This window comes from Lentibacter sp. (assembly GCF_965658795.1).
In the GTDB taxonomy this organism is placed as follows: domain Bacteria; phylum Pseudomonadota; class Alphaproteobacteria; order Rhodobacterales; family Rhodobacteraceae; genus Lentibacter.
Genome location: NZ_CBFHTG010000001.1, coordinates 195,809 through 220,998, shown reverse-complemented (window position 1 = coordinate 220,998; position 25,190 = coordinate 195,809). Strand labels below are relative to the sequence as shown.

Below are 25,190 nucleotides of genomic sequence, written 5' to 3'. Positions count from 1 at the left end.
CATGTAAGGCTATGATACGCGCCTCCGCAACCCTCACAGCCACACTCGCGGTGCTGGCCGCCGCCATGCTCTGGGGCACAACAGGCACGTTGCAAAGCGTCTTGCCCGATGCGCGCGAGCCGCTTGTTGTTGGTGCGCTCAGGCTCTGGATCGGGGCTGTGGCCCTGATCTGTCTGGCCGCCGTCCAGCCCGCCGCGCGGCGCGGCTGGGCCAGCCTGCCCAAAGCCCCGCTCTTTTTGGCAGCCGCAGCCATTGCCGCCTACAATCTTTTGTTTTTCGCCGCCGTGGCGCGGGCGGGTGTGGGCCTTGGCACAGCGGTGACAATCGGCTCAGCGCCGCTCTGGGTGGCCGCGTATGACATGTTGGTGCTGCGCCGTGCGCCGGGCCTGCGCAAGGCCTTCGGGCAGGCTCTGGCGATCGCAGGTGCAGCCGCGCTTGTGCTCGCAGGCTCAAGCAGCGGTGTCGCGCCCTTTGGCCTGCTTCTGGCGGCAGCGGCCGGTCTGGCCTACGCGAGCTATTCTCTGGCCTCCTCGGCCATGGTCGCCCATGCGCCCCCGGCCACGATAGCCGCCAGCACCTTCACGCTGGCCGCGCTGCTGACAAGCCCTGTGTTCTTCTTGCTGCCATGGCACTGGGCGCTGACAGGCTCCGCCCCCGCAGCGCTGCTGGCGCTTGGCTTGGGGGCAACAGGTCTGGCCTATGCGCTCTATACATGGGGGCTAAAGGCGCTGCCTGCCTCCACCGCCGTCACATTGGCGCTGGCCGAGCCGCTCACCGCATGGGTGCTGGCGCTTCTGGTCGTGGGCGAGCCTGCAACGCCGCTCAAACTCGCTGGCGCGGCCCTGCTCCTTGCAGGGCTCTATATCGTGACATCTGATAAACGCGCGGAAGGCCTATAAGCCGGATTTTGTCTCCCCGGGGTTGCCCCCGAAGTGGATGACCATTCATCTCAGGGCGCTGTTGCCAACGCCCCTCTAGCTGCCAACCCGAACCTCAAAGCCAAGACGGCCCATAGCGAGGTTCCTATTCGGCATTGCTCCCAGTGGGGTTTACCATGCGAGGCCTGTTGCCAGCCCCCCGGTGGGCTCTTACCCCACCGTTTCACCCTTACTCGGCCCAATCGCGAGCGATATCGGCCAAGCGGTCTCTTCTCTGTTGCACTTTCCGTCAGGTTGCCCTGCCCGGGCGTTACCCGGCACTGTTGTCTTGTGGAGTCCGGACTTTCCTCGACAGGTTGCCCCGCCGCGGCCATCCAGCCTTCCGCGCTCCCGCCAGATAGTCCGCCCCGCCCTGCAGGTCAATCCCTCAGGCAGGCCCGCTCAAAACAGGCCAGCGCCCGGCCAGATCAGCCATGAGCGCGGCATCCGCCGCCGCAAGCGGCCCCGTGGCCCAAGGGCGAAAGCGCAGGCGAAACGCTTCAAGAACCAGCGCCTCCTCAACATCGCCCACAGGGTAGCCAAACCGCGCAGCATCGGCATAAAAGTCGCCCGCCATGCCCGCAGAGGGCCAGACAGACAGCCCCGCGCGCGCCAAACGCGCCCAATCAAACCTTGGCCCGGGGTCGCTCTTGCGCCCTGGTGCCATGTCCGAATGCCCGATCACCCGCGCAGGCCCGATCTCCCAGCGCGCCATGATACCAGCCATCAGCGCCTCAAGGCTGCGCATCTGCGGCTCAGGAAACGGATGGCTGCCAAGGTTCGCCAGCTCGATCCCGATAGAGCGTGAGTTCACATCACACACATCGCCCCAGCGCCCCGCGCCCGCATGCCACGCGCGCTCGGCCTCAGGCACAAGCCGCGTGACGCCTCCGCGCTCACAAATCACATAATGCGCCGAGACTTCGGCCGCAGGGTCACTCAACCGCTCGATGGCGGCTTCGGCACTTTCCATTGCTGTGTAATGGATCACAAGCAGATCGGGGCGCGCAGCCTCTCGCCGCGCGCCCCGATTTGGCGATAGTCTTTCGCAGATATCCAGCGCAGCGCTCACTCGGTCGCTGTCGCCTCAAGCGGTGCGGCCGCAACGGCCTCTTGTCTCACCTTGCGGAAGGGCTCGGGATCCCATGAGCAGGCATAGCCGTCGCCATCAGGGTCAAGCGCCAAGCGGTCACGCTCGGGGCCACCGCGCTGCAAAAACTCGGCTTGCGCCAAATCAGGTGAGGGGTATTTCGCACAGTTGCGCGTGTTGCGCGCCTGCAAGTTCACGCCAACGCGGCGGTAAATCCCCTGCCCTTTGGCATTGGTCGTGTTCAGCGCATATTCCACAATGTTTGGTCCGCCACTGCCCGCACGCGTTGGAACGTCAGTCGCTTGCACAACCTGATACTGGGCCTTCAGCGCGGCGCGGCGCTCGGCATCGTCGGCAATGGTGCGCTGTGAATCCACGGCATCAAAGTCGTTTTCTTTAGAAATACCCGCCGCATTCAGCACTGCGGGGGGCGGGTTGCTCGGGCTTGCATCAAGCGGCGCGCGGGTCGCGTCCAGAACGGCGCTGGCGTCTGCGGCCACATCGCTGGTGCTGTCCAGTGTTTCTTCACTCACGGCTGTCGCAGGCGGCAAAGAGCCACCGTTGAGCTGTGCCTCGCGCGCGGCTTGGCGCGCCTCATATTCGCTGTAGCTGCCAAAGCCCACACCTGCTCCGCTGTCTGGAACAGTCTGCTCGCAGCCCGCCAATACAAGCGCAGCCACACTCATTAGAAACACTTTCTTCACGTCACGTCCTGCCTATCTTGCGCATGCAAAATTCATGCAATTTTGCGCCGCTTTACCACCATTTGTGCGGCTTGGCCACAAAACCTGCAGCTTGTTCAAGTGCATAGGCGGTATTCAGCAAGTCGCCCTCTTCCCAAGGACGCCCGATCAGCTGCAAGCCAAGCGGCAGCCCCTGACTGTCCACACCCGTGGGCACAGCCACACCGGGCAGCCCTGCGAGGTTCACGGTCACGGTGAAGACATCGTTGAGATACATGGCAATCGGGTCTGCCTCTGACATTTCACCAAGGCCAAAGGCCGCGCTTGGGGTCGCTGGCGTCAGAATCGCGTCGATCCCGGCGGCAAACACATCTTCAAAGTCGCGCTTGATGAGCGTGCGCACTTTGCGCGCACGGTTGTAGTAGGCATCATAGAAGCCTGCCGAGAGCACATAGGTGCCAACCATCACACGGCGCTGCACTTCGTGGCCGAAGCCTTCGGCGCGGGTCTTTTCATACATCTCGGTGATGCCATCGCCTGCCGCAAGGCTGGCACGGTGGCCATAGCGCACCCCGTCATAGCGCGCGAGGTTGCTTGAGGCCTCTGCAGGCGCGATCACATAGTAAGCCGGCAGTGCATATTTTGTATGTGGCAGGCTGATATCAACGATCTCGGCCCCCGCCGCCTTGAGCATCTCTGTGCCCTCGGCCCAGAGCTTTTCGATCTCGGCAGGCATACCGTCCATGCGGTATTCGCGCGGAATACCGATCTTTTTGCCGCGGATGTCGCCTGTCAGCATGGCTTCGAAGTTTGGCACAGCCAAATCGGCGCTGGTGCTGTCTTTGGCGTCATGGCCGCACATGGCTTCCAGCATAATCGCCGCATCACGCACGTCTTTTGTCATCGGGCCAGCCTGATCAAGGCTTGAGGCAAACGCCACAACACCCCAACGGCTCACGCGGCCATAGGTCGGCTTGATGCCTGTGATGCCGGTAAAGGCCGCAGGCTGGCGGATCGAGCCGCCCGTATCTGTGCCTGTCGCAGCAAGGCAAAGGTCTGCCGCCACAGCCGACGCCGAGCCACCTGACGAGCCACCGGGCGTGATCGGCGTTGCGTCGTTCTCGCGCCGCCACGGGTTTACGGCATTGCCGTAGGCCGAGGTCTCGTTGGAGGAGCCCATGGCAAATTCGTCCATGTTGAGCTTGCCCAGCATCACCGCGCCGGCGTCAAACAGCTGGCTCGTGACCGTGCTTTCATATTCGGGCTTGAAGCCCTTGAGAATATTGGACGCTGCCTGCGAGGGCACACCCTTGGTGCAAAACAGGTCTTTGATGCCGAGCGGGATACCGCACATATCAGGCGCATCGCCTGCCTTGAGGCGTGCGTCTGCCGCCGCCGCTTGGGCGCGGGCAATCTCGGGGGTGTTGTGCACAAAGGCGTTCAAAGCGCCTGAGCCCTCAATCTCGCCAAGGCAGGCCTCGGTCAGCTCCGCGCTTGTCACATCGCCCTTGCGCAGCGCATCGCGCGCCGCAGCAATTGTCATTTTGTTCAGATCAGCCATTATTCTACCACCTTAGGGACTGCAAAGAAGCCTTCACGCGCATCTGGCGCATTGGCGAGAACTTTGGCCTGCTGGCCGCCATCCGTCACAGCATCAACCCGCCGTGGCAAGCGCATGGGCGTGACCGAAACCATCGGTTCCACCCCGTCCACATCCACTTCAGAAAGCTGCTCGATAAAGCCGAGCACAGCATTGAATTCTGCGGCCAAAGCAGGCAAGTCCGCCTCTTCCACCCTGATCCGCGCCAGCTTGGCCACTTTGGCCGCTGTGTCCTTGTCAATCGACATGGCTATCACTCCAATTTCTGAACGCTTTGCCTTTAGCGCTCCTTGGCGCGCGCTTCAACCTGCTTCGCATCCAAAACCCGCAATCTGGCCCCGAGAGCCGCCTGACAGTGTCCATACTGGTGTATGCACAGCCTGCCCCACTGGCTGCCCCACGCGGGTTTTCGGCCAAAATCGGCACGTCAGATGCTACCGCTTGCCCTTGAAAAAAGCTGCGAGCAAAGCCGCACTGGCCTTGGCGGCGATGCCCTCATAGACCTCTGGCACATGGTGACATTGCGCATGGTCAAACACCCGCGCGCCCTGTGCCACGCCACCGCTTTTGGGGTCACCCGCCCCGTAATACAGCCGCGCAACACGCGCATTGGAGATCGCTGCGGCACACATGGGGCAAGGCTCCAGCGTGACATAAAGGGCTGCGTTTTCAATACGTTCCCGCCCCAGCGCGGCACAGGCCGCACGGATCACCAGCATCTCGGCGTGGGCTGTCGGGTCGCTCAACTCGCGGCAGCGGTTGCCCGCTTGCGCAATGACCTTGCCATCCACCACCAGCGCGGCCCCCACAGGCACCTCGCCCCGCTGGCCTGCGGCTTCGGCCTCTTTCAGAGCCACGCTCATATATGTCTCAAATCCCATGGCTCCACATGCCCCGAACATGCCCTCTTTCGCAAGAGCCACGAATGCTCTAAGCCCCCCACATGAGCGACACATCAAAACCCGACACACCCGCAGGCGACCGGATCGCCAAAGTTATTTCCCGCGCTGGCGTGGCCTCGCGCCGCGAGGCCGAGCGCATGATCGAGGCGGGCCGCGTCTCCGTCAACGGCAAGGTCATCACCAGCCCCGCGCTCAACATTACGAGTGCCGACAAAGTCGTGGTCAACGGCAAACCGCTCAAAGCGCCCGAGCCTGCCCGCATGTGGCTCTATCACAAGCCCATCGGCCTTGTGACCACCAACAATGATGAACAAGGTCGCACCACGATCTTTGACAAACTCCCAGAAGATCTGCCCCGTGTGATGACAGTGGGCCGGCTTGATATCAACTCTGAGGGCCTTTTGCTCCTCACCAATGATGGTGGCGTCAAACGCCAGCTTGAGTTGCCGTCCACAGGCTGGCTGCGCCGCTACCGCGTGCGCATCAACGGTCGCCCGACCGAAGAAAGCTTTGAGCCCCTGCGCAAAGGGATCGTCGTTGAGGGCGAAATTTTCCAGCCGATGCAAGTGACGCTTGATCGCCAGCAAGGTGCCAACGCTTGGGCGACAATCGGTCTGCGCGAAGGCAAAAACCGCGAAATCCGCCGCGCGATGGAGGCTGTTGGCTTCTCCGTGAACCGCCTCATTCGCGTCTCCTACGGTCCTTTCCAGCTGGGCGAGCTGAAGCAAGGGCAGGTTCAAGAGCTGCGCTCCCGTGTCATTCGCGACCAGCTTGGCCTTGAAGTCCCTGAGCCAGAAGCGCCAAAGCCCACGCAACGCAAGAAGCCGATGCGCCGCCGCGAACGCTGAGTGAAAGCGCGCGTTTTCAAGCGAAACCCTGCCTTGAGGCAAATGCCGGGCGTTTCCCCCTAGCGCGAGGCCCCCTGCTACCCTAGATTACCGGGCAAGACGTGTGTTTGTCGTACTGGGGGATCTATGACCGAAACTGGCTTGCAGAAACTGGCTTTTGCGCTGCTTGTGTTGCTGATGCTCTATATCTCCGTGTTCGGAGCCTCCTGATGGCTGAGCGGTTCGGCGGAAAATACAGCCCCAAAACAGGCAATGCCGCAGGCGAAGACAGCTACCACGGCGCGCGCCGTTCGCGTGTGGGCGGTCGGGTGAACTTTCTGTTTCTTGCGCCCCTTCCCATGATCTGGCAGGCCTTCACGGCTCCGCCCGTTGAAATGTTTCTTTGGATCACCGCTCTGTCCGATCTTTTACTGGCCGCATGGCTGACACGCGCAGGCCAGCAAGCCCACGAGGCCTATGAGGCGCGCAAAGTGGCGCGCCGCCCGGCCCTGCCACGCAAGATCCTCGGATCAATCCTCACAGGCACAGGCCTCGCAATCGCGGGCTATGCAGGCTTTGGTGTGCTGGAGGCGGCCCTCTTCGGTGTGCTTGGCACGGCGTTGCACTTTGCCGCTTTCGGCCCCGACCCTTTGGTCAACAAAGGCATGGACGGCATCGACCAGTTTCAAAACGACCGTGTCGCACGGGTTGTCGGCCAGGCTGAAGAGCACCTTGCAGCCATATCAGCTGCCACCAATCGTGCCGCAGACCGTCAGGTCTCCTCGCGCGTCGCGCGCTTCCAGCACCAAGTCCGCGAGTTGCTGCGCACCGTTGAAGAAGACCCGCGTGATTTGACAGCCGCGCGCAAATTCATGGGCGTGTACCTAAAGGGGGCCCGCGACGCGACCGAGAAGTTCGTCGATATTTACACCCGCGCCCGCAGCACAGAGGCCAAGAATGACTACCTCGCGCTGCTGAGCGATCTGCAAGACAGCTTCTCTGCCAAAAACCGCCACCTGCTGCTGGATGACCGCAGCGATCTCAACATCGAGATCGAAGTGCTGCGCGACCGCCTCGCACAAGAAGGCATCCGTTTAGACAAGTCTTAATTTTACAGAAAGTGAGGTCCGATATGGCCACAGAAATCCAGAAGAAAGCCCAAGATGCCCTTGCCCTCGTTGAGGAAGTCAACGCTGTGGTTCTGCCCGAACCCACCGAGGCAGGCGCCATCGTGCCTATGTCCGAGGCCAAAGGCGCACTGGGCAAAGAGATCAAATCGCGGATCGCCGAGCTCGACATGAGCGACACACAGTCGATCGTCAGCTTTGGCTCTGCCGCACAGGCCGAGCTTCAGGTGATTTCACAGTCCATGCTGCAAGGCGTACGCAACAAAGATGTCGGCCCGGCGGGCGACAGCTTGCGCGGGATCGTCACCACCATTCGCGGCTTCTCGGTGAGCGAGCTTGATGTGCGCCGCGAGCGCACATGGTGGGAAAAGCTTCTGGGCCGCGCGGCGCCCTTTGCCAAGTTCACAGCCAAGTTCGAGCAGGTCCAGGGCCAGATTGACCGCATCACAGAAAGCCTGTTGGAGCATGAGCACACTCTGCTCAAAGACATTAAGTCTCTAGATATGCTCTATGAAAAGACACTCGCATTCTATGAGGAGCTGGCGCTCTACATCGCAGCGGGCGAAGAGAAAATCCGCCTGCTCGACACCAAGGATATCCCCGCACTGGAAGCCAAAGTCGAGAAAGCCCCCGAGAAAGACAAGGTCATGCGCGCACAAGAGCTGCGCGACCTGCGCGCCGCACGCGATGATCTGGAGCGCCGCGTGCACGACCTGAAGCTCACGCGTCAGGTCACCATGCAGTCTCTGCCTTCGATCCGCCTCGTGCAGGAAAACGACAAATCGCTGGTCACCAAGATCAACTCGACACTGGTCAACACGGTGCCCCTTTGGGAGACCCAACTGGCCCAAGCCGTGACAATCCAGCGCTCAGCCGAGGCCGCCGCCGCCGTGCGCGACGCCAACGACCTTACCAACGAGCTGCTCACCGCCAACGCCCAGAACCTGCGCGACAGCAACAGAATGATCCGTCAGGAAATGGAGCGTGGCGTCTTTGATATCGAAGCCGTCAAACAGGCCAATGCCGACCTGATCGGCACGATTGAAGAGAGCCTGCAAATCGCGGACGAAGGCAAAGCCAAACGCGCGTCAGCCGAAGTCGAGCTCAAGAAGATGGAAGCCGAGCTGCGCGACACGCTGGCCTCGGCCAAAGCGCGCAAAACAGGCACGGGCGACACTGCTGGCACAGCAGTGCCGTCCTAAGCCGTGCTGCGCGGGCACAGCCCTCTTCGCCAGTTAGGGGCAGCCCTTTTGGGGTTGTCTCTTCTGGCCGCATGCGACTTTCCCTTGCGCGAAAGCCTGAAGCCACAGGCGCGCCCTGCAGGGCTTATCCCGCCCAAAGCCGAGGCGGTTGCCCCCATGCCGTCGGCCGAGTCGCGTGCCCTTTCAGCCTATTACACCAAGCTGGAAGCCCACCTTCTGGCCCAAGGCCTTCTGCGCCGCGACGGTGGCGGCCCTGACACAACGTTCCGCGCGCTTGATCTGGCGCGCAATTTCGAGACCATCGCCTTTTATGACGAACACGCAGGCGGCGAACTGTCGCGCAGTGCGCAAGCCATCAGCCGCTTTCACCCGTGGCGTGGCGCGGTTCGGTTCAGCACACATTTCGGTGCCTCTGTCCCCATGGCCCAGCGCAAGCAAGACGAGGCCGCCGTCGCCGGCTTTGCCGACCGCCTTGCGCGCGTCACCCGCCATCCGATCGCGGCTGTAGAGCGCAACGGCAACTTTCATGTGCTCTTCATGAGCGCCGATGACAATCAGGATCTCACAGACACCGTGCGCCGCCTCTGGCCCGACTTTCCCGCGTCGCGCCTGCAAACCCTGACAGAGCTGCCGCGCGATATTTATTGCCTTGTGCACACCAACACGCCCTCCGCCCCCGCAGGGCGCGAGCGGGCCATCGCCATCATTCGCGCCGAGCACCCCCCGCTCATGCGCCTCTCCTGCATCCACGAAGAGCTGGCCCAAGGCCTTGGCCTCTCCAACGACAGCCCGATGGCGCGGCCGTCGATCTTCAATGATGACGAAGAATTCGCCACGCTCACCAGCCACGACGAACTGCTCTTGCAAATGCTCTACGACCCGCGCCTCACAAGCGGCATGACCCTTGAAGAGGCCCGCCCAAAAATCAAACACATCGCCGCAGACCTCACAGGTGAAAACGGCAGCTGACTGCGTAAATAGGAGGCCCTCATGGGTATTTTTGACTTTCTCACAGGCGAATTCATTGATGTCATCCACTGGGTTGATGACACCCGCGACACAATGGTGTCGCGCTTTGAGCGCGAGGGACACGAGATCAAATATGGCGCCAAGCTGACTGTGCGCGAGGGGCAGGCCGCTGTGTTTGTGCACGAAGGGCAGCTCGCAGACGTGTTCACGCCGGGTCTCTATATGCTCGAGACCAACAATATGCCCGTAATGACAACGCTCAATCATTGGGATCACGGCTTTGAAAGCCCGTTCAAATCCGAGATCTACTTCGTCAACACAACCCGCTTTTCCAACCTCAAATGGGGCACCAAAAACCCGATAATCGCGCGTGACCCGGAGTTCGGCCCCGTGCGCCTGCGCGCTTTCGGCACCTACACGATCAAGGTCAGTGACCCTGCCCGCTTCCTCACCGAAATTGTCGGGACAGATGGCGATTTCACCATGGACGAGATCAGCTATCAGATCCGCAACATCATCGTGCAGGAATTCTCCCGCACCATCGCCCGCGCGGGGATCCCTGTTCTGGATATGGCAGCCAACACCCGCGAGCTTGGCACGCTTGTCGCACGCGATATCGCCACCCAGCTTGCCGCCTACGGCCTTGAAATGCCTGAGCTTTACATCGAAAACATCTCGCTTCCCGAGGCTGTCGAAGCGGTGCTGGACAAGCGCAGCGCCATGGGCGTCGTCGGCGACCTCTCCACCTATATGAGTTTCCAAGCCGCAGAGAGCCTGACCGCTCAGGGCGCAGGTGCAGGCGCGCTTCAGGCAGGGGTTGGCGCAGGTTTGGGCATGCAGATCGCGCGCGACGCCAGCCAGGGCCCATGGGGCGCAGCAGCCCCCCAGATCGCCCCGCCGCCGCCACCCGCTCCTGTGGAGCAGGTCTGGCATATTGCCGAGGCGGGCCAAACCAAGGGGCCGTTCTCACGCGCAGCGCTCGGGCGTATGGTCGCTGACGGCTCTTTGAAGCGCGACACACATGTCTGGACAGCAGGTCAGGACGGCTGGAAAACAGCAGGCGATGTCACAGCCCTCGCCACGCTCTTCACCATCCTGCCACCACCCCCACCGGAAAGCTGAGCGTCATGTCCTCGATACCCCCCCGCGCCCTGACCACCACCTGTGATTGCGGCGCCGTCAGCATCACCCTCCCAAAGCTGCCGCTCCAAATCACGGCCTGCCCCTGCTCTTTCTGTACCCGCATGGGCGCAGCCTGGGGCTATTTCCCCAAAGAAACAGTCACCGTTTCAGGCCCGACAGACACCTACAGGCGCGGCCAGAAACGCCTCGCCTTTCACCGCTGCAAAACCTGCGGCGCGCTCACCCATTGGGCCGCCGTCACGGTCGATTGGCAGAACACAGGCGTCAACATGCGCAACTTTCCCGCTGACATGCTGCAAGATATCCCCGTCACCCAAGACGCATAATACGTCTTTCTTTTTGCTCCAAATATCCTCGCCGAAGGCATAAAAGTTGATAGACGAAACAGCCCCCAAAAGCGTAACAGCCGAACACCGCTTCCCCTGCCAAAGCTGCGGGGCTGACTACCGCTTTGACCCGGCTCAAGAGCGCCTTGTCTGCGATCACTGCGGCAACACAGAGGCCATCGGCCTCACCCGTGGCACAGAGATTCGGGAGCTGGATTTCGAAGCCGCCCTGCACGCCGCGCTCCCCGCACAAGACATCGAAGAAACCCGCGTGTCCCGCTGCCCCAATTGCGCCGCCCAAGTCGAGTTTGATGCCACCACCCACGCCGCCGAATGCCCGTTTTGCGCCACTCCCGTGGTCACCGACACAGGCACACATCGCCACATCAAGCCGCGCGGCGTTCTGCCGTTTGCGCTTGATGAGCGCCGCGCCCGCGCCGCGATGACAGATTGGCTCGGTAGCCTCTGGTTTGCCCCCAACGGCCTGCAAGACTACGCCCGCAAAGGCCGGAGCATGTCTGGCATCTATGTGCCCTACTGGACCTTTGATGCCGAGACCGCCTCGCGCTACACAGGCGAGCGCGGCACGGTCTACTACGAGACCATCACAGTGATGCGCGACGGCAAACGCCAGCGCCAGCAAGTGGCCAAGATCCGCTGGCGCCCTGTCCGCGGGCGCGTGGCGCGCTTCTTTGATGATGTTCTGGTGCTGGCCTCCAAGAGCCTCCCCAAACGCTTCACCGATGCGCTTGAGCCATGGGATCTGGCCGCGCTTGAGCCCTATCGCCCAGAATATCTCGCAGGCTTTCGCGCCGAGGGCTATGCCGTGGCGCTGCCCCAAGGCTATGAAGAGGCCCGCGCGCAAATGGCCCGCATCATCGAGCGGGATGTGAAGTTTGACATCGGCGGCGACCGCCAGCGCATCCACAACATCGAAACCGATGTGCGCGATGTCACGTTCAAGCATATTTTGCTGCCCGTCTGGCTTGCGGCCTATAAGTATCGTGGCAAGAGCTACCGTTTTGTTGTCAACGGTCGCACAGGCCGCGTGCAGGGCGAACGGCCTTATTCCGCATGGAAGATTACATTTGCTGTGCTGCTCGGGCTTCTCGTGGCGGGCGCTGTCGGCTATCTCTACGGGCTTGAGCAAGGAGCATTCTGATGACACCCGACTTTGAGGCGCTCGACCGTATCATGGCCACACGCCAGTCCACCCGCGCCTACCTGCCTGAGCCTGTGCCACCAGCGCTCATCGAGCAAGCCGTTGCCACCGCCACGCGCGCGCCCTCATGGTGCAACGCCCAGCCTTGGCAGCTCGTCATCACATCGGCCGAGGAGACAGCACGCCTTGGCGCCGCGCTCCACGCCCATGCCCGGACCGAGCCGATGCAGCCTGACCTGCCTTGGCCCACGAGCTACACGGGGGCGTATAAAGACCGCCGCTTTGAGTGCGGTATGCAGCTTTACGATGCGGCCTCCATTCCTCGTGAAGACAAGGCCGCCCGCAACGCCCAAATGCTTGAGAACTTCCGCTTTTTTGGTGCCCCCCATATGGCGCTCATCACCTCGCCTGCCGAGCTTGGGCCATATGGTGCGCTGGATTGCGGCGGCTTTGTTACGGCGTTTTGCGCAGCCCTGACAAGTCTTGGCCTCAGCAGTATTCCCCAAGCCGCGCCCGCAGGCTACGCGCCCTTCTTGCGCAGCTATTTCACCCTGCCAGAAGACCGCCTTATTCTGTGCACCGTGGCCTTTGGCTATGGCGACAAAGACGCGCCCATCAACGGCTTTCGCACGGCACGCGCCACGCCCTCAGAGCTGATCGACTGGCGCTGATGCGCCCGTCAGGAGCGCGCAACAGCCACAAGCCCGAGCTGGCGCGCCGCCCAAAGCGACAGAATTGAGCTATCAAGGCCCTGCTTGCTCTGAAACCGGCGGATCGCAGCCCGCGTGCCTGCATCCATCCGCCCTGTCAAAGCCCCCGAATAGAGCCCCCGCGCTTTGAGCGCACGTTGCAACGTCGCGATAATATCAGGGGTCAGCTGGTCTTGGCACGGGGTCTGAAACCACAGCTCGCGGCGCTCTTTGACAATCGCCTGGCGCGTGTCCTCTCGGTAGATCGGCTCGCTGACAACAGTGCCATCCCCCAGAATTTCGGCAGGCTGTACCAAAATACGTTCGCGCACGGTTTCGATGACCGCAGGGCTGACATCCTTGCCCCAACACGAGTTCGGATCAGAGCCGGGCGGCGGTGCTTCAAAGCTCTGCACCAGCGCAGGCTCCACATCCGAAATAAGCGCCTGAGGCGCACAGCCCCCCAAAACACCTACCATCAACCATGATCCAAGAACCCGTTTCACCTGCGCGTCGCCCGTTTTTGTTCGCCCCGTAAGCTACGCGCAAAAAACAACGAGGCAAAGCGCCCATAAACCCGTTGATCACGAAGTTTTTTCCCTGTGGCAGGAATGCAGTTGCCAATTAGGACTGGTCGCGGCGGCACGGCTTTTGTAACAAGTCTCAAGCAACGTTTTTCAGGAGTGCGTCACAATGGCGAAAATTACCTATATCGAGCACAACGGCACCGAACACACAGTGGATGTGGCCTCAGGCCTCACCGTGATGGAAGGCGCACGCGACAACAACATCCCCGGCATCGAAGCCGACTGCGGCGGCGCCTGCGCCTGCTCGACATGTCATGTCTATGTACACCCTGACTGGGTGGGCAAAATCCCGGGCAAGGAAGATATGGAAGAAGACATGCTCGACTTCGCCTATCAGCCAGACGCGGCCCGCTCGCGCCTCACATGCCAGATCAAGGTCACTGACGATATGGATGGCCTCGTCGTGCAGATGCCAGAAAAGCAGATCTGATCGTGGCCAAAGCGCCGCGTCAGAGCCTTCGCCCCTTGCGCGGCCTCACCCGCGGCGCGGGACTGGCAGCGGCGCTGCTTGTGGCCACACCTCTGGCCGCCCTTGGGCAAACAACCATCACATCGGCCCGCTTTGACGCGCCGACAACCCGCTACGCCCACGGCGTTCTGGGCGATGATGTGGAATACGGCGCGCTGATCTTGCGCACCACTGAGGCCGACGGCCAACACAACAGCGTTACGCTGCGCCTCCCCCAATCGCGCGTGTTTGAAGACTTGGCCCCGCGTCTCATCGACCTTGATGGCGACAACCGCCCCGAAGTCGTTGTGGTGGAAGCCGACAGCCAACTCGGCGCGCGCCTCTCCGTTTACGGCCCCCAAGGCCTGATCGCCGCCACACCCCACATTGGCCAGCGCAACCGCTGGCTTGCCCCCATCGGCGCGGCCGACTTTGACGGCGACGGCCATATCGAGATCGGCTACATCGACAGGCCGCATCTGGCCAAAACACTCCGCCTCTGGCGCTTTCAGAGCGGCACGCTAACCGAGATTGCCAGCCAGACAGGGCTGACAAACCACAAAATCGGCTGGGACTTTATCGCAGGCGGTGTAAAACACTGCGACGGCACCAGCGAGATGATCACCGCCAGCGCCGACTGGTCTCGCGTCATGGCCACACAATTTGATGGTGAGCGCCTCACCTCACGTGAGATAGGCCCCTATCAAAGCCCCCAGAGTCTTACAGACGCGCTTTCCTGCCCGTGAACAACCTGCCATAAGCTGGCCATGTTGTACCGGTTTCTCCTCCTGATTGCCCTTGTCCCCCTTGCAGCCTGTGAACGCCCGCAAGCGACGGGGTTTTCCACACCAGTGCCAGAGGCAACCGTGGAAACCCTCTTCATCGCCACCATGCGAACCGAAGGCCAACGCGGACAAATGTTCGGGGAAAAACGCTCAGAAACAATGAGCTACGTCCAGGCCGAGATATCCATTCCCGCGCGCCACGAGCTTGGGAAAATCGAGCGCGCCACAGGTGTGATCGATGCCAGCCGCCACTTTGCCCCGCTCAGCGCCAAAGACCTCGCAGATGCGCCCGCGCTCGCCAAACAGCTCGGCAAAACACGTCGCAAAGCAGACGAACCGCTCCTGATCTATGTGCACGGCTATAACAACACGCTGGAAGACGCCGCCTTTCGCCTCGCGCAAATCCAGCATGATTTCGAACTGAAGAACCCGGCGCTGCTCTTCTCCTGGCCCTCCGCCGGCGACCCGCTCGGCTACGCCTATGACAGGGATTCAGTGCTCTTTGCCCGCACAGACTTTGCGCGCCTGCTGGAAGATCTGAACCGCGCAGGCCAGCGCCGCGTGATCATCCTCGCGCATTCAATGGGCAGCTACCTTGTGATGGAAGCCCTGCGCCAAATGGCGCTGCAAGGCAAAACCAAAGAGATCCAGTCTCTTGAAGCGGTGGTGCTCATGTCACCCGACATCGACCCCGATGTCTTCCGCCGCCAAGCCACTGAAATCGGCAGGCTGCCGCGCCCGTTCATCATCATGACGACGCAGCGCGACCGCGTGCTCAATGTGGCGGGCCTGCTCACAGGGCGCAAAGAGCGCCTGGGCCGCATTCAAAGCGCCGAGGAAGTGGCCGATCTGGACGTGACGGTGATGGATTTCTCTCTCTTTGAAACCGGCGAAGGCATGGGCCATATGGTACCTGTCTCCTCACCTGCCGCAATCCGTTTCTTGCGCCGCCTGACAGGGGGGGTGGGCTTGGCAGCCGACGAATTCTCACGCTATGTTCTTCTCGGAGAGCACCGCCGCGACGGCCGTCTCTTGCAGTAAAGGGATAAACACCATGGCAGGCGGATGGGCCAAGGACGGCGCAGTCAGCGAACAAATCGAAGCCACCATCAACGATGAGCTGGCGCGTATGAAAGCCCGAAAGCAAACGACAGGCGCGAGCCTCACTCATTGCGCCGAATGTGAGGAGCCAATCCCCGAAGCCCGCCGAATGGCTATCTCGGGGGTAAAGCTCTGCATCGATTGTATGACCGAACGCGACACCGCTCAACGCGCGCGCGGTGGCATCAACCGCCGCGGCTCAAAAGACAGCCAGCTCAAATAAAAGAGGTATTGCGCGGCCTGCGGCCACGCCCGGCTGGGGGCTTTGCCCCCAGACCCCCAGGATATTTAAGGCAAAAAGAAAGGGAGAAGGCGCCAAGCCCTCTCCCAAAGAAACCCTGTGAAGGTCTTTCTCTTCGCACGGTCATCGGCGTCCCCGCCTGTACCGTGGCAAGATCATACCCCAATATTCTTAACCGTCCGTTACGCTCTTTCTTTTTGCTCCAAATATCCCCGCCGGAGGCATCCGTACTCTCAACAGGCCAAGCCTAAGAGGTGCGCGTCACCTCACAACATTCCCGAGGAGACGCCACAGGCGGCGATGAGATATCCTGCGCGCCGCAAGGCGCACATTTGGTTCACGCCTCCATGGCTTCCAATTCGTCGATAAAGCCCGAGATCATGCTGAGGCCTTTGTCCCAGAACTTGGGGTCTGTGGCATCCAGACCAAAGGGTGCCAGCAGCTCGGTATGGTGCATCGATCCACCCGCTTTGAGCATGTCGAAATACTTGTCCTGAAAGCCCTCTGGATTTTCTTCATAGACCGCATAGAGCGCATTCACGAGGCCGTCGCCAAAGGCATAGGCATAGACATAAAACGGCGAATGCACGAAATGCGGGATATAGGCCCAGAAGTGCTCATAGCCGTCCATAAATTCAAACGCAGGGCCAAGGCTTTCGCCCTGCACGCTCATCCACAAATCGCCAATCGCCTCAGGCGTCAGCTCTCCTTCGCGGCGCGCTGCGTGAAGTTTGCACTCAAAGTCGTAAAAGGCGATCTGGCGCACAACCGTGTTGATCATGTCTTCAACCTTGCCCGCCAGCATCACGCGGCGCTGCGCGTCGTCCTTGGCCTCGGACAGCATCTTGCGGAAGGTCAGCATCTCGCCAAACACACTGGCTGTTTCCGCCAAAGTCAGCGGCGTAGAGGAGAGCATTTCGCCCTGCTCGGCAGCCAGAACCTGATGCACGCCATGGCCCAACTCATGCGCCAGTGTCATCACATCGCGCGGCTTGCCCAGATAGTTCAGCATCACGTAGGGGTGCACATCGGTCACCGTGGGGTGCGCAAAAGCACCGGGCGCTTTGCCCGGCTTCACACCCGCATCAATCCAGCCCTTGGTGAAGAACGGCTCGGCAATCTCTGCCATACGCGGATCAAACCCCGCATAGGCGCTCATCACCGTCTCGCGCGCCGCCTCCCAGCCAACCACGCGTTTGTCTTCCATCGGCAGAGGCGCGTTGCGGTCCCAGACTTGCAGCGTCTCAAGCCCCAGCCACTTGCGCTTCAGCTCATAGTAGCGGTGGCTGAGCTTGGGGTAAGCCTTCACAACCGCATCGCGCAGCGCTTGGACCACTTCCGCTTCCACATCATTGCTCAAGTGCCGCCCCGTCTGGGCTGTGGGCATCCCGCGCCAGCGGTCGACAATCTCTTTTTCCTTGGCCTGTGTGTTGTGCACACGGGCAAACGTCTTGATATTGCTGCCAAACACATCGGCCAGCTCGCGCGCCGCCGCCTCGCGGGTCTCGCGGGTCTCGTCGGTCAGAAGGTTGAGCGTGCCTTCAATGTTGAGCGGCTCGCCATCGACTTCAAACTCCAGCCCCGCGATGGTTTCGTCAAACATCCGCTCCCATGCGTCGCCGACCACGCCCATGTCGTGCAAGAATTTCTCCAGCTCGTCACTGAGCTGGTAAGGCTTCATCGCGCGGATGCGGTCAAACACGGGCTTGTAGCGCGCGAGCTCATCGCTTTGGGCAAAGAGGCTGTCCAGAACACCGTCGTCCAAGCGGTTGAGTTCCAGCGTGAAAAACACCAGCGGCGTGGTGAAATTGGTGATCTTTTCCTGCATATCCGAGAGAAACTTGGCGCGCCCCGCATCCACCGTCAGCTGGTAATAGCGCAGCCCGGCATAGGACATGATGCGCCCTGCGATGCTGCTGATCTTTTCGTTGCGCAAAACACAGTCTAGAAAGCCCTTGGCATCAAGCGCTGCCAGCTGGCCCTCATAGTCAGCCGCAAAGCTGGCGCATTCGTCCTCAAGCCAGGCAAGGTCGCGCAGAAGCTCGGGCGCATCTTCGGCAGAATAGAGATCGCTCAGGTCCCACTCGGGCAATTTGCCAAGCCCCCCGGCGCCAGAGCCTGCATTTGCGTCACGAACGGGAAAGGGAAGTTGGAACATCTCTGAGCGCCTCTTTGTTTAGCTTGCAAGAGACATAGAGTGCGCCAGAGCCGATCTCAAGGCGCGCGGCGGCCTAATCCTCGAAGAATTGTACCATCTCGTCCAGCACTTGGCTGCGCATCGCAGGCCCTTCCATCAACACCTCGTGCTCGGCCCCCTTAACCATAGCAAGCCGCCCGTTTCTCCAACGCGTCATGCGGTCTCTGATCCGCGCCACATCCACAATGCGCTCGCATGTCCCCAGAAAGGCAATCGTGCGGGTCGCAGGCGACGGCATGCGGTGCAAGGCCCGCGTCTCGCGCAGGGCCTCCGCCAGCCAGCCGAGCGAGGGGCCAGCCAAGGTGAGCTCGGGCTGCGCCTCGGCTTGGCGCACCATATAGGCCCACATATCTGCATCCGTTGTGAGCATATTGTCCTCAAACGGGTCAACTATGACATAGGTTTCGGTCTTTGTGCCCGGCGCAAACTGCGCCCCCTGCCCAAAGCTCTGCGCAAGGTTTGACAGCCCCCACGCCACGGGGCGCATGTGCGGGGCAAGCTCGATGCCCCACATCGGCGCGGAAAAGGCCGCAGCCTTGACCTCAAGCCCCTCATAGAGCGCGCGCAAGCCGATACAGCCACCCATCGAGTGCCCCAAAAGGAAATAAGGCTCAACCGCGCCCGCCTCTTTGGCGGCGGCAACCATCGCGCGCACATCGCGCTGGTAGTCCGAAAAGCGGGCCACATGTCCCAGAAGTGCAGGCTCTGCCAAACGGTCGGCCAGCCCCTGCCCGCGCCAGTCGATCGTCAGCGTGGCAAGCCCACGCGCGGCAAGCTCTCCCGCCGTGCGCCCGTATTTTTCGGCATATTCCGTGCGCCCAGGCATCAGCAGAACAGTGCCGCGCGCGCCCTCTTTTGGCCAGTGCACCACACGCAGGCGCACAGCATCATCGGCCATGATCCAGCGCGCATAACCGCCCGCCGGACCTTCGGCGATCCTGTCAAAAAAGGGCGCAGGCTCGCGCACTTATCCAAGCACCGCGCCAAGCTGCATGGCCATGCCCATGTCGCCGTCAACAGCAAGCTTGCCACCCATAAAGGCCGCTGTCGCGTTCATGTCGCCAGACAGAATCGCCTCAAAAACATCGCGATCCGCTGACAGCGTCACATCGGCGTCGTCATCCCCTGCGCGCGCGCCATCGCCATCAATCAGAACAGCGCCTTCGCCGTTGATCACAAATTTGGCTGTGCCCGCGTCAAACCCGGCGCCACCCATCTTTTCGTTCAGGGCTTTTACGGCGCCATCAATCACATCACTCATCTCTGTTTCCTTCACATTGTTGCGACAAAGGCTTGTTTCAGCCCCGCCAGTGGTTATCCTGACCCTACTATGCGAAATCTGCGTGTCCATCTCAAACCTGCCGTGGCGGCACTTGTCACCTTGCTCACGCTGGGTCAGCCGGGTTTTGCCGACGAGCGAGATGTGACCGCGCTGCTTGAAGCCCTCAAACAGGCCCAAGCCCCCGAGGCGCAAAACATCGCCCGCGACATCGAGATCCGCTGGTCTGCCTCAGGGTCGGCCACAGCCAACCTCTTGCTCAAACGCGGGCAAGACGCGCTGGATGCAGGCACACCCGCCAAGGCGCTTGACCACTTCACAGCCCTCACCGACCACGCCCCGGGCTTTGCCGAGGGCTGGCATGGCCGCGCACAGAGCTTTTTTGCACTTGAGCAATATGGCCTCGCCTTGGCCGACCTGCGCCAGACACTCGCGCTCAACCCCCAGCATTTCGGGGCCATCTATGGCCTTGCGGCGCTGCTGGAGCAGCTTGAGAAGCCCGCCGATGCCTATGATGCCTACAAGATCCTCTTGAACCTCTACCCCGCACATGAGAAAGCGCTTGCAGGTATCGCCCGCCTTGAGCCCTCGCTAAATGGTGTAGAGCTCTAGGCTTTCGTCGTAACGCCAGCAAAAGAGTCCCTCAATATGACCCAGCAAAGGCGTGTTACGGCTGTTCTCGGCCCAACCAACACAGGCAAAACCCACTACGCCATCGAGCGGATGCTCGGCTACCGCACAGGCGTCATCGGCCTGCCGCTGCGGCTTCTGGCACGCGAGGTCTATGACAAGATCGTCGCGGTGCGCGGCCCGTCCGTTGTGGCGCTGGTGACAGGCGAAGAGCGGATCATCCCGCCGCGCGCCCAATACTGGGTTTGCACCGTTGAGGCGATGCCCGAGGGCATGGCCGCCGATTTCGTCGCGATTGACGAGATCCAGCTCTGCGCCGACCCCGAACGCGGCCATATCTTCACAGACCGCTTGCTGCGCACCCGTGGCATCAACGAAACCCTGTTTCTCGGCTCTGATTCCATGCGCGGCATCATTCGCGCCCTCGTCCCCGAGGCCGACTTTCTGGGCCGCGAGCGTATGTCCCAGCTCGTTTACGGCGGCTCCAAAAAGATCAGCCGCATGCAGCCCCGGTCTGCCATTGTCAGCTTTTCGGTCGAAAACCTCTACGGCATCGCCGAACTGCTCAAGCGTCAAAAAGGGGGCGCGGCCGTGGTCATGGGCGCGCTCAGCCCCCGCACCCGCAACGCACAGGTCGAGCTCTACCAAAACGGCGAGGTCGACTTTCTTGTCGCCACCGACGCCATCGGCATGGGACTCAACCTCGATATCAACCATGTCGCCTTTTCGGCCACAGCCAAGTTTGATGGCCGCCGCATGCGCCAGCTCATGCCCCACGAGCTTGGCCAGATCGCAGGGCGCGCTGGCCGTGGCATGAGCCATGGCTCCTTTGGTGTCACAGGCGAGGCCTCGCCGCTCGACGATGGCGTGGCCCAAGCGATCATGGATCACCGCTTTGCACCCGTCAAAAAGATCATCTGGCGCAACCCAAAGCTCCAGTTCGGCCAGCTTGACGCCCTCATCCACTCACTCGAGGAAAGCCCGACAGACGAGCTTTTGGTCAAGGCGCGTGAGGCCGACGACCTCATCGCACTCAAAACACTGGCCAGCGAAGCCGAGCCGCGCGCCCGCGCCTCTGATGCACAATCTGTGCGGCTTTTGTGGGATGTATGCTGCGTACCTGACTTCCGCTCTATCTCCGCCAGCGAGCACGCGGCCCTGCTTGGGCAGATCTTTGCCCACTTGCACGAGCGCGGCGAATTGCCCGAAGATTGGGTCGCACGGCACATAAAACACATAGATCGCACCACAGGTGATATAGACACATTGTCCAAACGGCTGGCTTTTATCCGCACTTGGACCTATGTCGCACAGCGAAAAGGCTGGACGCGGGACGATTCTCATTGGCGCGAGACGACTCGCGCGGTAGAAGACCGCCTGTCAGATGCGCTACACGAGGCGTTGACCCAGAGATTTGTCGACAGGCGCACATCCGTGCTCCTGCGACGCCTGAAACAAAAGGAGGCCATGTTGGCCGAAGTAAATGAAAATGGTGAAGTGACGGTCGAAGGCGAATTCGTCGGCCGTCTCGAAGGGTTCCGCTTTTCGCAGGACAAATCAGCAGCAGGCCAAGAGGCCAAGACGCTCAAGGCCGCAAGCCTCGCCGCGCTGACCCCGCATTTTCACTTGCTGGCCGACCGCTTCTACAATGCGCCCGACACAGAGATCGACTTTACCGAGCAAGGTGGCCTCATGTGGGGCAACACAGCTGTGGGCAAGCTCGTCAAAGGCTCCGAGGCGCTCAAGCCTTTGGTCAAAGCCTTTGTCGATGACGAAGCAGGCACAGACGTGGCCGAGAAAGTCACCCGCCGCCTGCAACACTTCATTGACCGCAAAATCGCGACAGCTTTTGAACCCCTGCTGAACCTCAGCCGCGACGAAACCCTCACAGGCCTCGCCCGTGGCTTTGCCTTCCAGATGGTTGAAGGCCTCGGCGTTCTGCCCCGTGCCGATGTCGCCAATGACGTGAAGGCGCTTGACCAGGACGCCCGCTCTGCCCTGCGCAAGCACGGCATCCGCTTTGGCCAGTTTACCATCTTCCAGCCCCTTCTGCTGAAGCCCGCGCCCACACGCCTGCGCCTTGTGATCTGGTCCCTGGCCCAGGATTTGGCCGAATTCCCCGAAAGCCCGCCCGCAGGCCTCGTGACCGTCCCGAACATGTCGGCGCACCCTGCTGGCACAGATACAATGGCCGGCTACCGCAACGCAGGCACCCGCGCGATCCGCATCGATATGCTCGAGCGCCTCGCCGATATGCTGCGCGGTGAAGACAGCCGCGGCGGCTTTGAAGCCAAGGCCGACATGCTCTCCATCACAGGCATGACGCTTGAGCAATTTGCCGACCTGATGGCAGGGCTTGGCTACAAAGCCGAAAAAGGCGAGCGCGTCAAAGTAAAGGCCGCACCCGCGCCCGAAGCCCAAGCGCCCGCCGCTGACGCCAGCGCAGAAACACCTGCAGCCGAAGCAGAGGCAGAGGCAACGCCCGCCCCTGAAGCTGTGGCAGCAGACACCCCCACCGAAGCGGCGCCCGAGGCCCCCGCCGAAGACGCCGCGCCCGAAATGGAAGTGTTCTACAGCTTCACATGGGCCGGCAACCGTGGCAACGCCCGCGCCCCCCGCCCCGAAGGCGGCGCACCGCGCGGCAAGGGCAAACCCCGTGGCAAAGGCAAGCCACAGGGCAACAACACGGGCAACGACCGTGGCAAACCACGCGGCAAGCCCCAAGGCGCACAGAGCTTTCAGGCGCGCCCCCCCAAGGAAAAAGCCATCGACCCAGACAACCCCTTCGCGGCAGCACTCATGGGCTTTGCCAAGAAAGACTGATGGCCGAAACATCCGACAGCGTCCAAAGCCCTGCCAAGCTCCGGCTTGATAAGTGGCTTTGGCACGCGCGGTTCTTCAAAACACGCGGCCTGTCCGCCAAGCAGGTCTCTGGCGGCCACGTGCGCGTGAACGCCAACAAAACCCTCAAACCCGCCCACAGCGTCACAGCAGGCGATGTGCTCACCTTCCCCCAGAATGATCAGATCCGCGTGATCAAGATCGTCGCGCTCGGCAGCCGCCGTGGCCCCGCGCCCGAGGCTCAAGCGCTCTATGAAGACCTCACGCCGCCCCGCGAGCCCCGCGCGCCCGAGCCGGCCCGCACAGGCCCCCGCCCCACCAAAAAAGACCGCCGCGATATCACCGCTTTCAAAGACAGTCTTGAGGATGAGCGCTAAGGCGTAACCCTGCGGCATAGAGTGCGCTTGAATGATCGGCCAAAACCGATTAGCCAATCCACCTAAGGTTAAACTCGGGGTTTTGAATATGACCTATATCGTCAATGACGCTTGTATCGCTTGCAAATTTACAGACTGCGTCGAGGTCTGCCCGGTAGATTGCTTCTATGAGGGCGAAAATATGCTCGTCATCCACCCGGATGAGTGCATCGATTGTGGCGTTTGCGAGCCAGAGTGCCCCGCCGATGCGATCCGCCCCGATACCGACGCAGGCACTGAAAAATGGGTTGAATTCAACCGCAAATACTCCGAGCTGTGGCCCGTCATTGTGACAAAGAAAGACCCCCTCCCCGAAGCCGAAGAGCGCGACGGTGAAGAAGGCAAGCTTGAGAAGTATTTCTCAGAAGCCCCCGGCGAAGGCGGCTAAAACCCCCCGCGGCACAGCACCGCCGCACAGCAGAGCACCACGCTTTCTTTCGGCACTGATTCGTGGTATGATACCTTAATGTAAAGTATGAAACCTGCCTGAACCCATCCCCCGAGCCTTGGCTTGATGGATGGTTTTGTCTTTCTAACACCTTTACCACACAGGGCAGCACGCGCCGCCCCATGGTATCGATGTTGACAGACATCACAGGGTTTCTCGGCAATGCGAGGAAAGATTGCATGAGCAAATCGAAAAAAGCGGAATTCCGCGCCAATGAATACGTTGTCTACCCTGCCCACGGTGTAGGCCAGATCGTCTCGATCGAGAAGCAAGAGGTCGCAGGCTTTGAGCTTGAGCTCTTCGTGATCTCTTTTGAAAAAGACAAAATGACCCTCCGCGTGCCAACCAACAAAGCCACCGAAATCGGGATGCGCGGGCTCTCAAGCCCCGATATCGTCGGTCAGGCCATGAAAACACTCAAAGGCAAAGCCAAGGTCAAACGCGCCATGTGGTCCCGCCGCGCGCAGGAGTATGAGCAAAAAATCAACTCGGGCGATCTCATCGCCATCGCCGAAGTTGTGCGCGACCTGCACCGCTCTGATGACCAGCGCGAGCAAAGCTACTCGGAGCGCCAGCTCTATGAAGCCGCCCTTGAGCGCCTCACCCGCGAAGTCGGCGCCGTTGAAGGCGGAGACGAGCTGGCAGCCGCCAAGCAGATTGACGACGTCCTCGTCAGCCGCGCCGCCTAAGGCAAACCACACCGCACAAACACCCGCACAGACAAAAGCCCGCCGCTCCCGGGAGCGCGGGCTTTTTCACGTCTTCCCCCCGGCACAAACCGCGGGTTTCCCCCTTTCTTTTTGCCCTAAATATCCTGGGGGGAGCGCGAGGGGGGCAAAGCCCCCCTCGCACCGGTCGGAGTGTGCGCAGCACAATTCGACACAAAAAAAGCGCGGCAGATTTCTCCGCCGCGCCCTCAAATTCTCGTGCTCTATGAGCTTAGCCGCGCGCGCGGCCCACAAGCTTCCACGCCGCTGGCAAAAGCATCGCCGCCAGCACCAGCTTCACAGCATCGCCCACCAGAAACGGTGTGAGGCCCCATGCCAGAAGCGGTTTGTCAAAGCCGTAAAGCATCCCCAGCCAGATCAGGCCCGGCACATAAATCAGCGCATTGCCGATCAGCATCGCGCCAGCCATCTTGCCCGCCGAGCGGTCCCAGCCCATGCGCGCCAAAGTGCCCAGTGCCAGCGTTGCCAGCACATAGCCCACAAGGTAGCCGCCTGTGCCGCCCATCATATAGGTGATGCCATGCGCTTCAGCTGATGAGCCTGCAAAGACATCAAAGCCCATCACGCCCACGAGCATGTACATCGCAATGGTCGCAAGGCCGAGGCGTGGGCCATAGGCCGCGCCCAGCGCGAGCACAGCAAATGTGCCCATGGTGATCGGCACAGGCCACATCGGCACAGCAATCTTGGCCGAAATCGCCAGCGCCATTACGCCTGCAATCACAAGTGCCACGCGCTTGGCCCAGAGGCCCGCCCCCGCGTCAGCACCGAATGTTTCAATCAAAACCTTGTTCGTCATGGCTGTGGCCATCCCACGTCCCTCCATTTGTTTGCGCAATTTCTGCACGAGCG

The 25,190-nt window shown here is 61.3% G+C and carries 27 protein-coding genes, 1 other RNA gene and 1 pseudogene; 18 read left to right on the top strand and 11 right to left on the bottom strand.

All coding sequences use genetic code 11. From position 1 onward, the window contains the following. Positions 1–11 precede the first annotated feature (11 nt). A pseudogene (locus tag ACTG3X_RS01175) lies at positions 12–860 on the top strand (EamA family transporter); the annotation flags it as partial. Positions 861–880: 20 nt separating this feature from the next. On the opposite strand, the gene rnpB reads toward ACTG3X_RS01175, so the two are convergent. The 6 genes from rnpB to ACTG3X_RS01145 all read right to left on the bottom strand — a co-directional run bounded on the left by rnpB (position 881) and on the right by ACTG3X_RS01145 (position 5,171). Further along, positions 881–1,264, bottom strand: an RNA gene (gene rnpB / locus ACTG3X_RS01170) — RNase P RNA component class A. A 41-nt stretch (positions 1,265–1,305) separates the two neighbouring features. Next, positions 1,306–1,989 carry an N-acetylmuramoyl-L-alanine amidase gene (locus ACTG3X_RS01165; protein ID WP_439109388.1) on the bottom strand — a complete coding sequence of 228 codons (684 nt, stop codon included), beginning with the start codon at positions 1,987–1,989 and terminating at the stop codon, positions 1,306–1,308. Further along, positions 1,986–2,711, bottom strand: coding sequence for a hypothetical protein (locus tag ACTG3X_RS01160; RefSeq protein WP_439109387.1), 726 nt, complete (start codon positions 2,709–2,711; stop codon positions 1,986–1,988). The genes ACTG3X_RS01165 and ACTG3X_RS01160 overlap by 4 nt, the downstream gene beginning before the upstream one ends. A 52-nt stretch (positions 2,712–2,763) precedes the next feature. After that, the gene (gene gatA, locus ACTG3X_RS01155; protein ID WP_439109386.1) at positions 2,764–4,251 is read right to left on the bottom strand and encodes an Asp-tRNA(Asn)/Glu-tRNA(Gln) amidotransferase subunit GatA; all 1,488 of its coding nucleotides are present in this window, start codon (positions 4,249–4,251) and stop codon (positions 2,764–2,766) included. Further along, entirely contained in the window at positions 4,251–4,538 is a 288-nt protein-coding gene (gene gatC / locus ACTG3X_RS01150; RefSeq protein WP_439109385.1) for an Asp-tRNA(Asn)/Glu-tRNA(Gln) amidotransferase subunit GatC, read from the bottom strand. Before gatC ends, gatA begins: the two co-directional genes overlap by 1 nt. Before the next feature lie 186 nt (positions 4,539–4,724). Then, complete coding sequence (locus tag ACTG3X_RS01145) at positions 4,725–5,171, bottom strand: nucleoside deaminase (RefSeq protein WP_439109384.1); 447 nt, start codon at positions 5,169–5,171, stop codon at positions 4,725–4,727. Between the two features lie 62 nt (positions 5,172–5,233). Between ACTG3X_RS01145 and ACTG3X_RS01140 the strand changes: the two genes are divergently transcribed. From ACTG3X_RS01140 to ACTG3X_RS01105, 8 genes are all read left to right on the top strand, one after another. Next, complete coding sequence (locus ACTG3X_RS01140) at positions 5,234–6,040, top strand: pseudouridine synthase (protein WP_439109383.1); 807 nt, start codon at positions 5,234–5,236, stop codon at positions 6,038–6,040. 209 nt (positions 6,041–6,249) lie between these two features. After that, on the top strand, positions 6,250–7,128 hold the full coding sequence (locus ACTG3X_RS01135; protein WP_439109382.1) for a 5-bromo-4-chloroindolyl phosphate hydrolysis family protein: 879 nt from the start codon (positions 6,250–6,252) through the stop codon (positions 7,126–7,128). 23 nt (positions 7,129–7,151) lie between these two features. Further along, entirely contained in the window at positions 7,152–8,348 is a 1,197-nt protein-coding gene (locus ACTG3X_RS01130; protein ID WP_439109381.1) for a toxic anion resistance protein, read from the top strand. A 48-nt stretch (positions 8,349–8,396) separates the two neighbouring features. Next, positions 8,397–9,317, top strand: a complete 921-nt coding sequence (locus tag ACTG3X_RS01125) for a DUF2927 domain-containing protein (RefSeq protein WP_439109380.1) — start codon at positions 8,397–8,399, stop codon at positions 9,315–9,317. A 21-nt stretch (positions 9,318–9,338) separates the two neighbouring features. Further along, on the top strand, positions 9,339–10,439 hold the full coding sequence (locus ACTG3X_RS01120) for an SPFH domain-containing protein (RefSeq protein ID WP_439109379.1): 1,101 nt from the start codon (positions 9,339–9,341) through the stop codon (positions 10,437–10,439). A 5-nt stretch (positions 10,440–10,444) separates the two neighbouring features. Next, positions 10,445–10,786, top strand: coding sequence for a GFA family protein (locus tag ACTG3X_RS01115; protein WP_439109378.1), 342 nt, complete (start codon positions 10,445–10,447; stop codon positions 10,784–10,786). Positions 10,787–10,832: 46 nt separating this feature from the next. Further along, entirely contained in the window at positions 10,833–11,948 is a 1,116-nt protein-coding gene (locus tag ACTG3X_RS01110; RefSeq protein ID WP_439109377.1) for a primosomal protein N' (replication factor Y) - superfamily II helicase, read from the top strand. Beyond that, positions 11,948–12,619 carry a nitroreductase gene (locus tag ACTG3X_RS01105; RefSeq protein ID WP_439109376.1) on the top strand — a complete coding sequence of 224 codons (672 nt, stop codon included), beginning with the start codon at positions 11,948–11,950 and terminating at the stop codon, positions 12,617–12,619. Before ACTG3X_RS01110 ends, ACTG3X_RS01105 begins: the two co-directional genes overlap by 1 nt. A gap of 8 nt (positions 12,620–12,627) precedes the next feature. Here the strand turns inward: ACTG3X_RS01105 and ACTG3X_RS01100 are convergent, their stop codons facing one another. Further along, positions 12,628–13,143 (bottom strand): peptidoglycan-binding domain-containing protein, encoded by a 516-nt coding sequence (locus ACTG3X_RS01100; RefSeq protein ID WP_439109375.1) that lies wholly within the window; start codon positions 13,141–13,143, stop codon positions 12,628–12,630. A gap of 187 nt (positions 13,144–13,330) precedes the next feature. Between ACTG3X_RS01100 and ACTG3X_RS01095 the strand changes: the two genes are divergently transcribed. Genes ACTG3X_RS01095 through ACTG3X_RS01080 form a run of 4 tightly spaced genes read left to right on the top strand, consistent with a single transcriptional unit; the run spans position 13,331 to position 15,781 of the window. Continuing rightward, positions 13,331–13,654: a 2Fe-2S iron-sulfur cluster-binding protein gene (locus ACTG3X_RS01095; protein ID WP_439109374.1), complete on the top strand. Its 324-nt coding sequence runs from the start codon at positions 13,331–13,333 to the stop codon at positions 13,652–13,654. Positions 13,655–13,656: 2 nt separating this feature from the next. Then, positions 13,657–14,418 carry an FG-GAP repeat domain-containing protein gene (locus ACTG3X_RS01090; protein WP_439109373.1) on the top strand — a complete coding sequence of 254 codons (762 nt, stop codon included), beginning with the start codon at positions 13,657–13,659 and terminating at the stop codon, positions 14,416–14,418. A gap of 21 nt (positions 14,419–14,439) precedes the next feature. Further along, positions 14,440–15,498, top strand: a complete 1,059-nt coding sequence (locus ACTG3X_RS01085) for an alpha/beta hydrolase (RefSeq protein WP_439109372.1) — start codon at positions 14,440–14,442, stop codon at positions 15,496–15,498. A gap of 13 nt (positions 15,499–15,511) precedes the next feature. Then, positions 15,512–15,781, top strand: coding sequence for a DksA/TraR family C4-type zinc finger protein (locus ACTG3X_RS01080; protein ID WP_439109371.1), 270 nt, complete (start codon positions 15,512–15,514; stop codon positions 15,779–15,781). 355 nt (positions 15,782–16,136) lie between these two features. Here the strand turns inward: ACTG3X_RS01080 and ACTG3X_RS01075 are convergent, their stop codons facing one another. From ACTG3X_RS01075 to ACTG3X_RS01065, 3 genes are all read right to left on the bottom strand, one after another. After that, entirely contained in the window at positions 16,137–17,957 is a 1,821-nt protein-coding gene (locus tag ACTG3X_RS01075) for a M3 family oligoendopeptidase (protein ID WP_439109370.1), read from the bottom strand. Positions 17,958–18,030: 73 nt separating this feature from the next. Further along, on the bottom strand, positions 18,031–18,963 hold the full coding sequence (locus ACTG3X_RS01070) for an alpha/beta hydrolase (RefSeq protein WP_439109369.1): 933 nt from the start codon (positions 18,961–18,963) through the stop codon (positions 18,031–18,033). Beyond that, positions 18,964–19,257, bottom strand: a complete 294-nt coding sequence (locus ACTG3X_RS01065) for an SCP2 sterol-binding domain-containing protein (RefSeq protein WP_439109368.1) — start codon at positions 19,255–19,257, stop codon at positions 18,964–18,966. A 69-nt stretch (positions 19,258–19,326) separates the two neighbouring features. Between ACTG3X_RS01065 and ACTG3X_RS01060 the strand changes: the two genes are divergently transcribed. From ACTG3X_RS01060 to ACTG3X_RS01040, 5 genes are all read left to right on the top strand, one after another. Then, entirely contained in the window at positions 19,327–19,887 is a 561-nt protein-coding gene (locus ACTG3X_RS01060) for a tetratricopeptide repeat protein (RefSeq protein WP_439109367.1), read from the top strand. Positions 19,888–19,923: 36 nt separating this feature from the next. Beyond that, complete coding sequence (locus tag ACTG3X_RS01055) at positions 19,924–22,728, top strand: helicase-related protein (protein WP_439109366.1); 2,805 nt, start codon at positions 19,924–19,926, stop codon at positions 22,726–22,728. Then, positions 22,728–23,123 (top strand): RNA-binding S4 domain-containing protein, encoded by a 396-nt coding sequence (locus ACTG3X_RS01050; protein WP_439109365.1) that lies wholly within the window; start codon positions 22,728–22,730, stop codon positions 23,121–23,123. The genes ACTG3X_RS01055 and ACTG3X_RS01050 overlap by 1 nt, the downstream gene beginning before the upstream one ends. A gap of 88 nt (positions 23,124–23,211) precedes the next feature. Continuing rightward, complete coding sequence (fdxA, locus tag ACTG3X_RS01045) at positions 23,212–23,550, top strand: ferredoxin FdxA (RefSeq protein ID WP_439109364.1); 339 nt, start codon at positions 23,212–23,214, stop codon at positions 23,548–23,550. Between the two features lie 239 nt (positions 23,551–23,789). Further along, complete coding sequence (locus ACTG3X_RS01040) at positions 23,790–24,299, top strand: CarD family transcriptional regulator (protein WP_439109363.1); 510 nt, start codon at positions 23,790–23,792, stop codon at positions 24,297–24,299. 250 nt (positions 24,300–24,549) lie between these two features. On the opposite strand, the gene ACTG3X_RS01035 is transcribed toward ACTG3X_RS01040, so the two are convergent. Beyond that, positions 24,550–25,149: a biotin transporter BioY gene (locus tag ACTG3X_RS01035; protein WP_439109362.1), complete on the bottom strand. Its 600-nt coding sequence runs from the start codon at positions 25,147–25,149 to the stop codon at positions 24,550–24,552. Positions 25,150–25,190 lie beyond the last annotated feature (41 nt).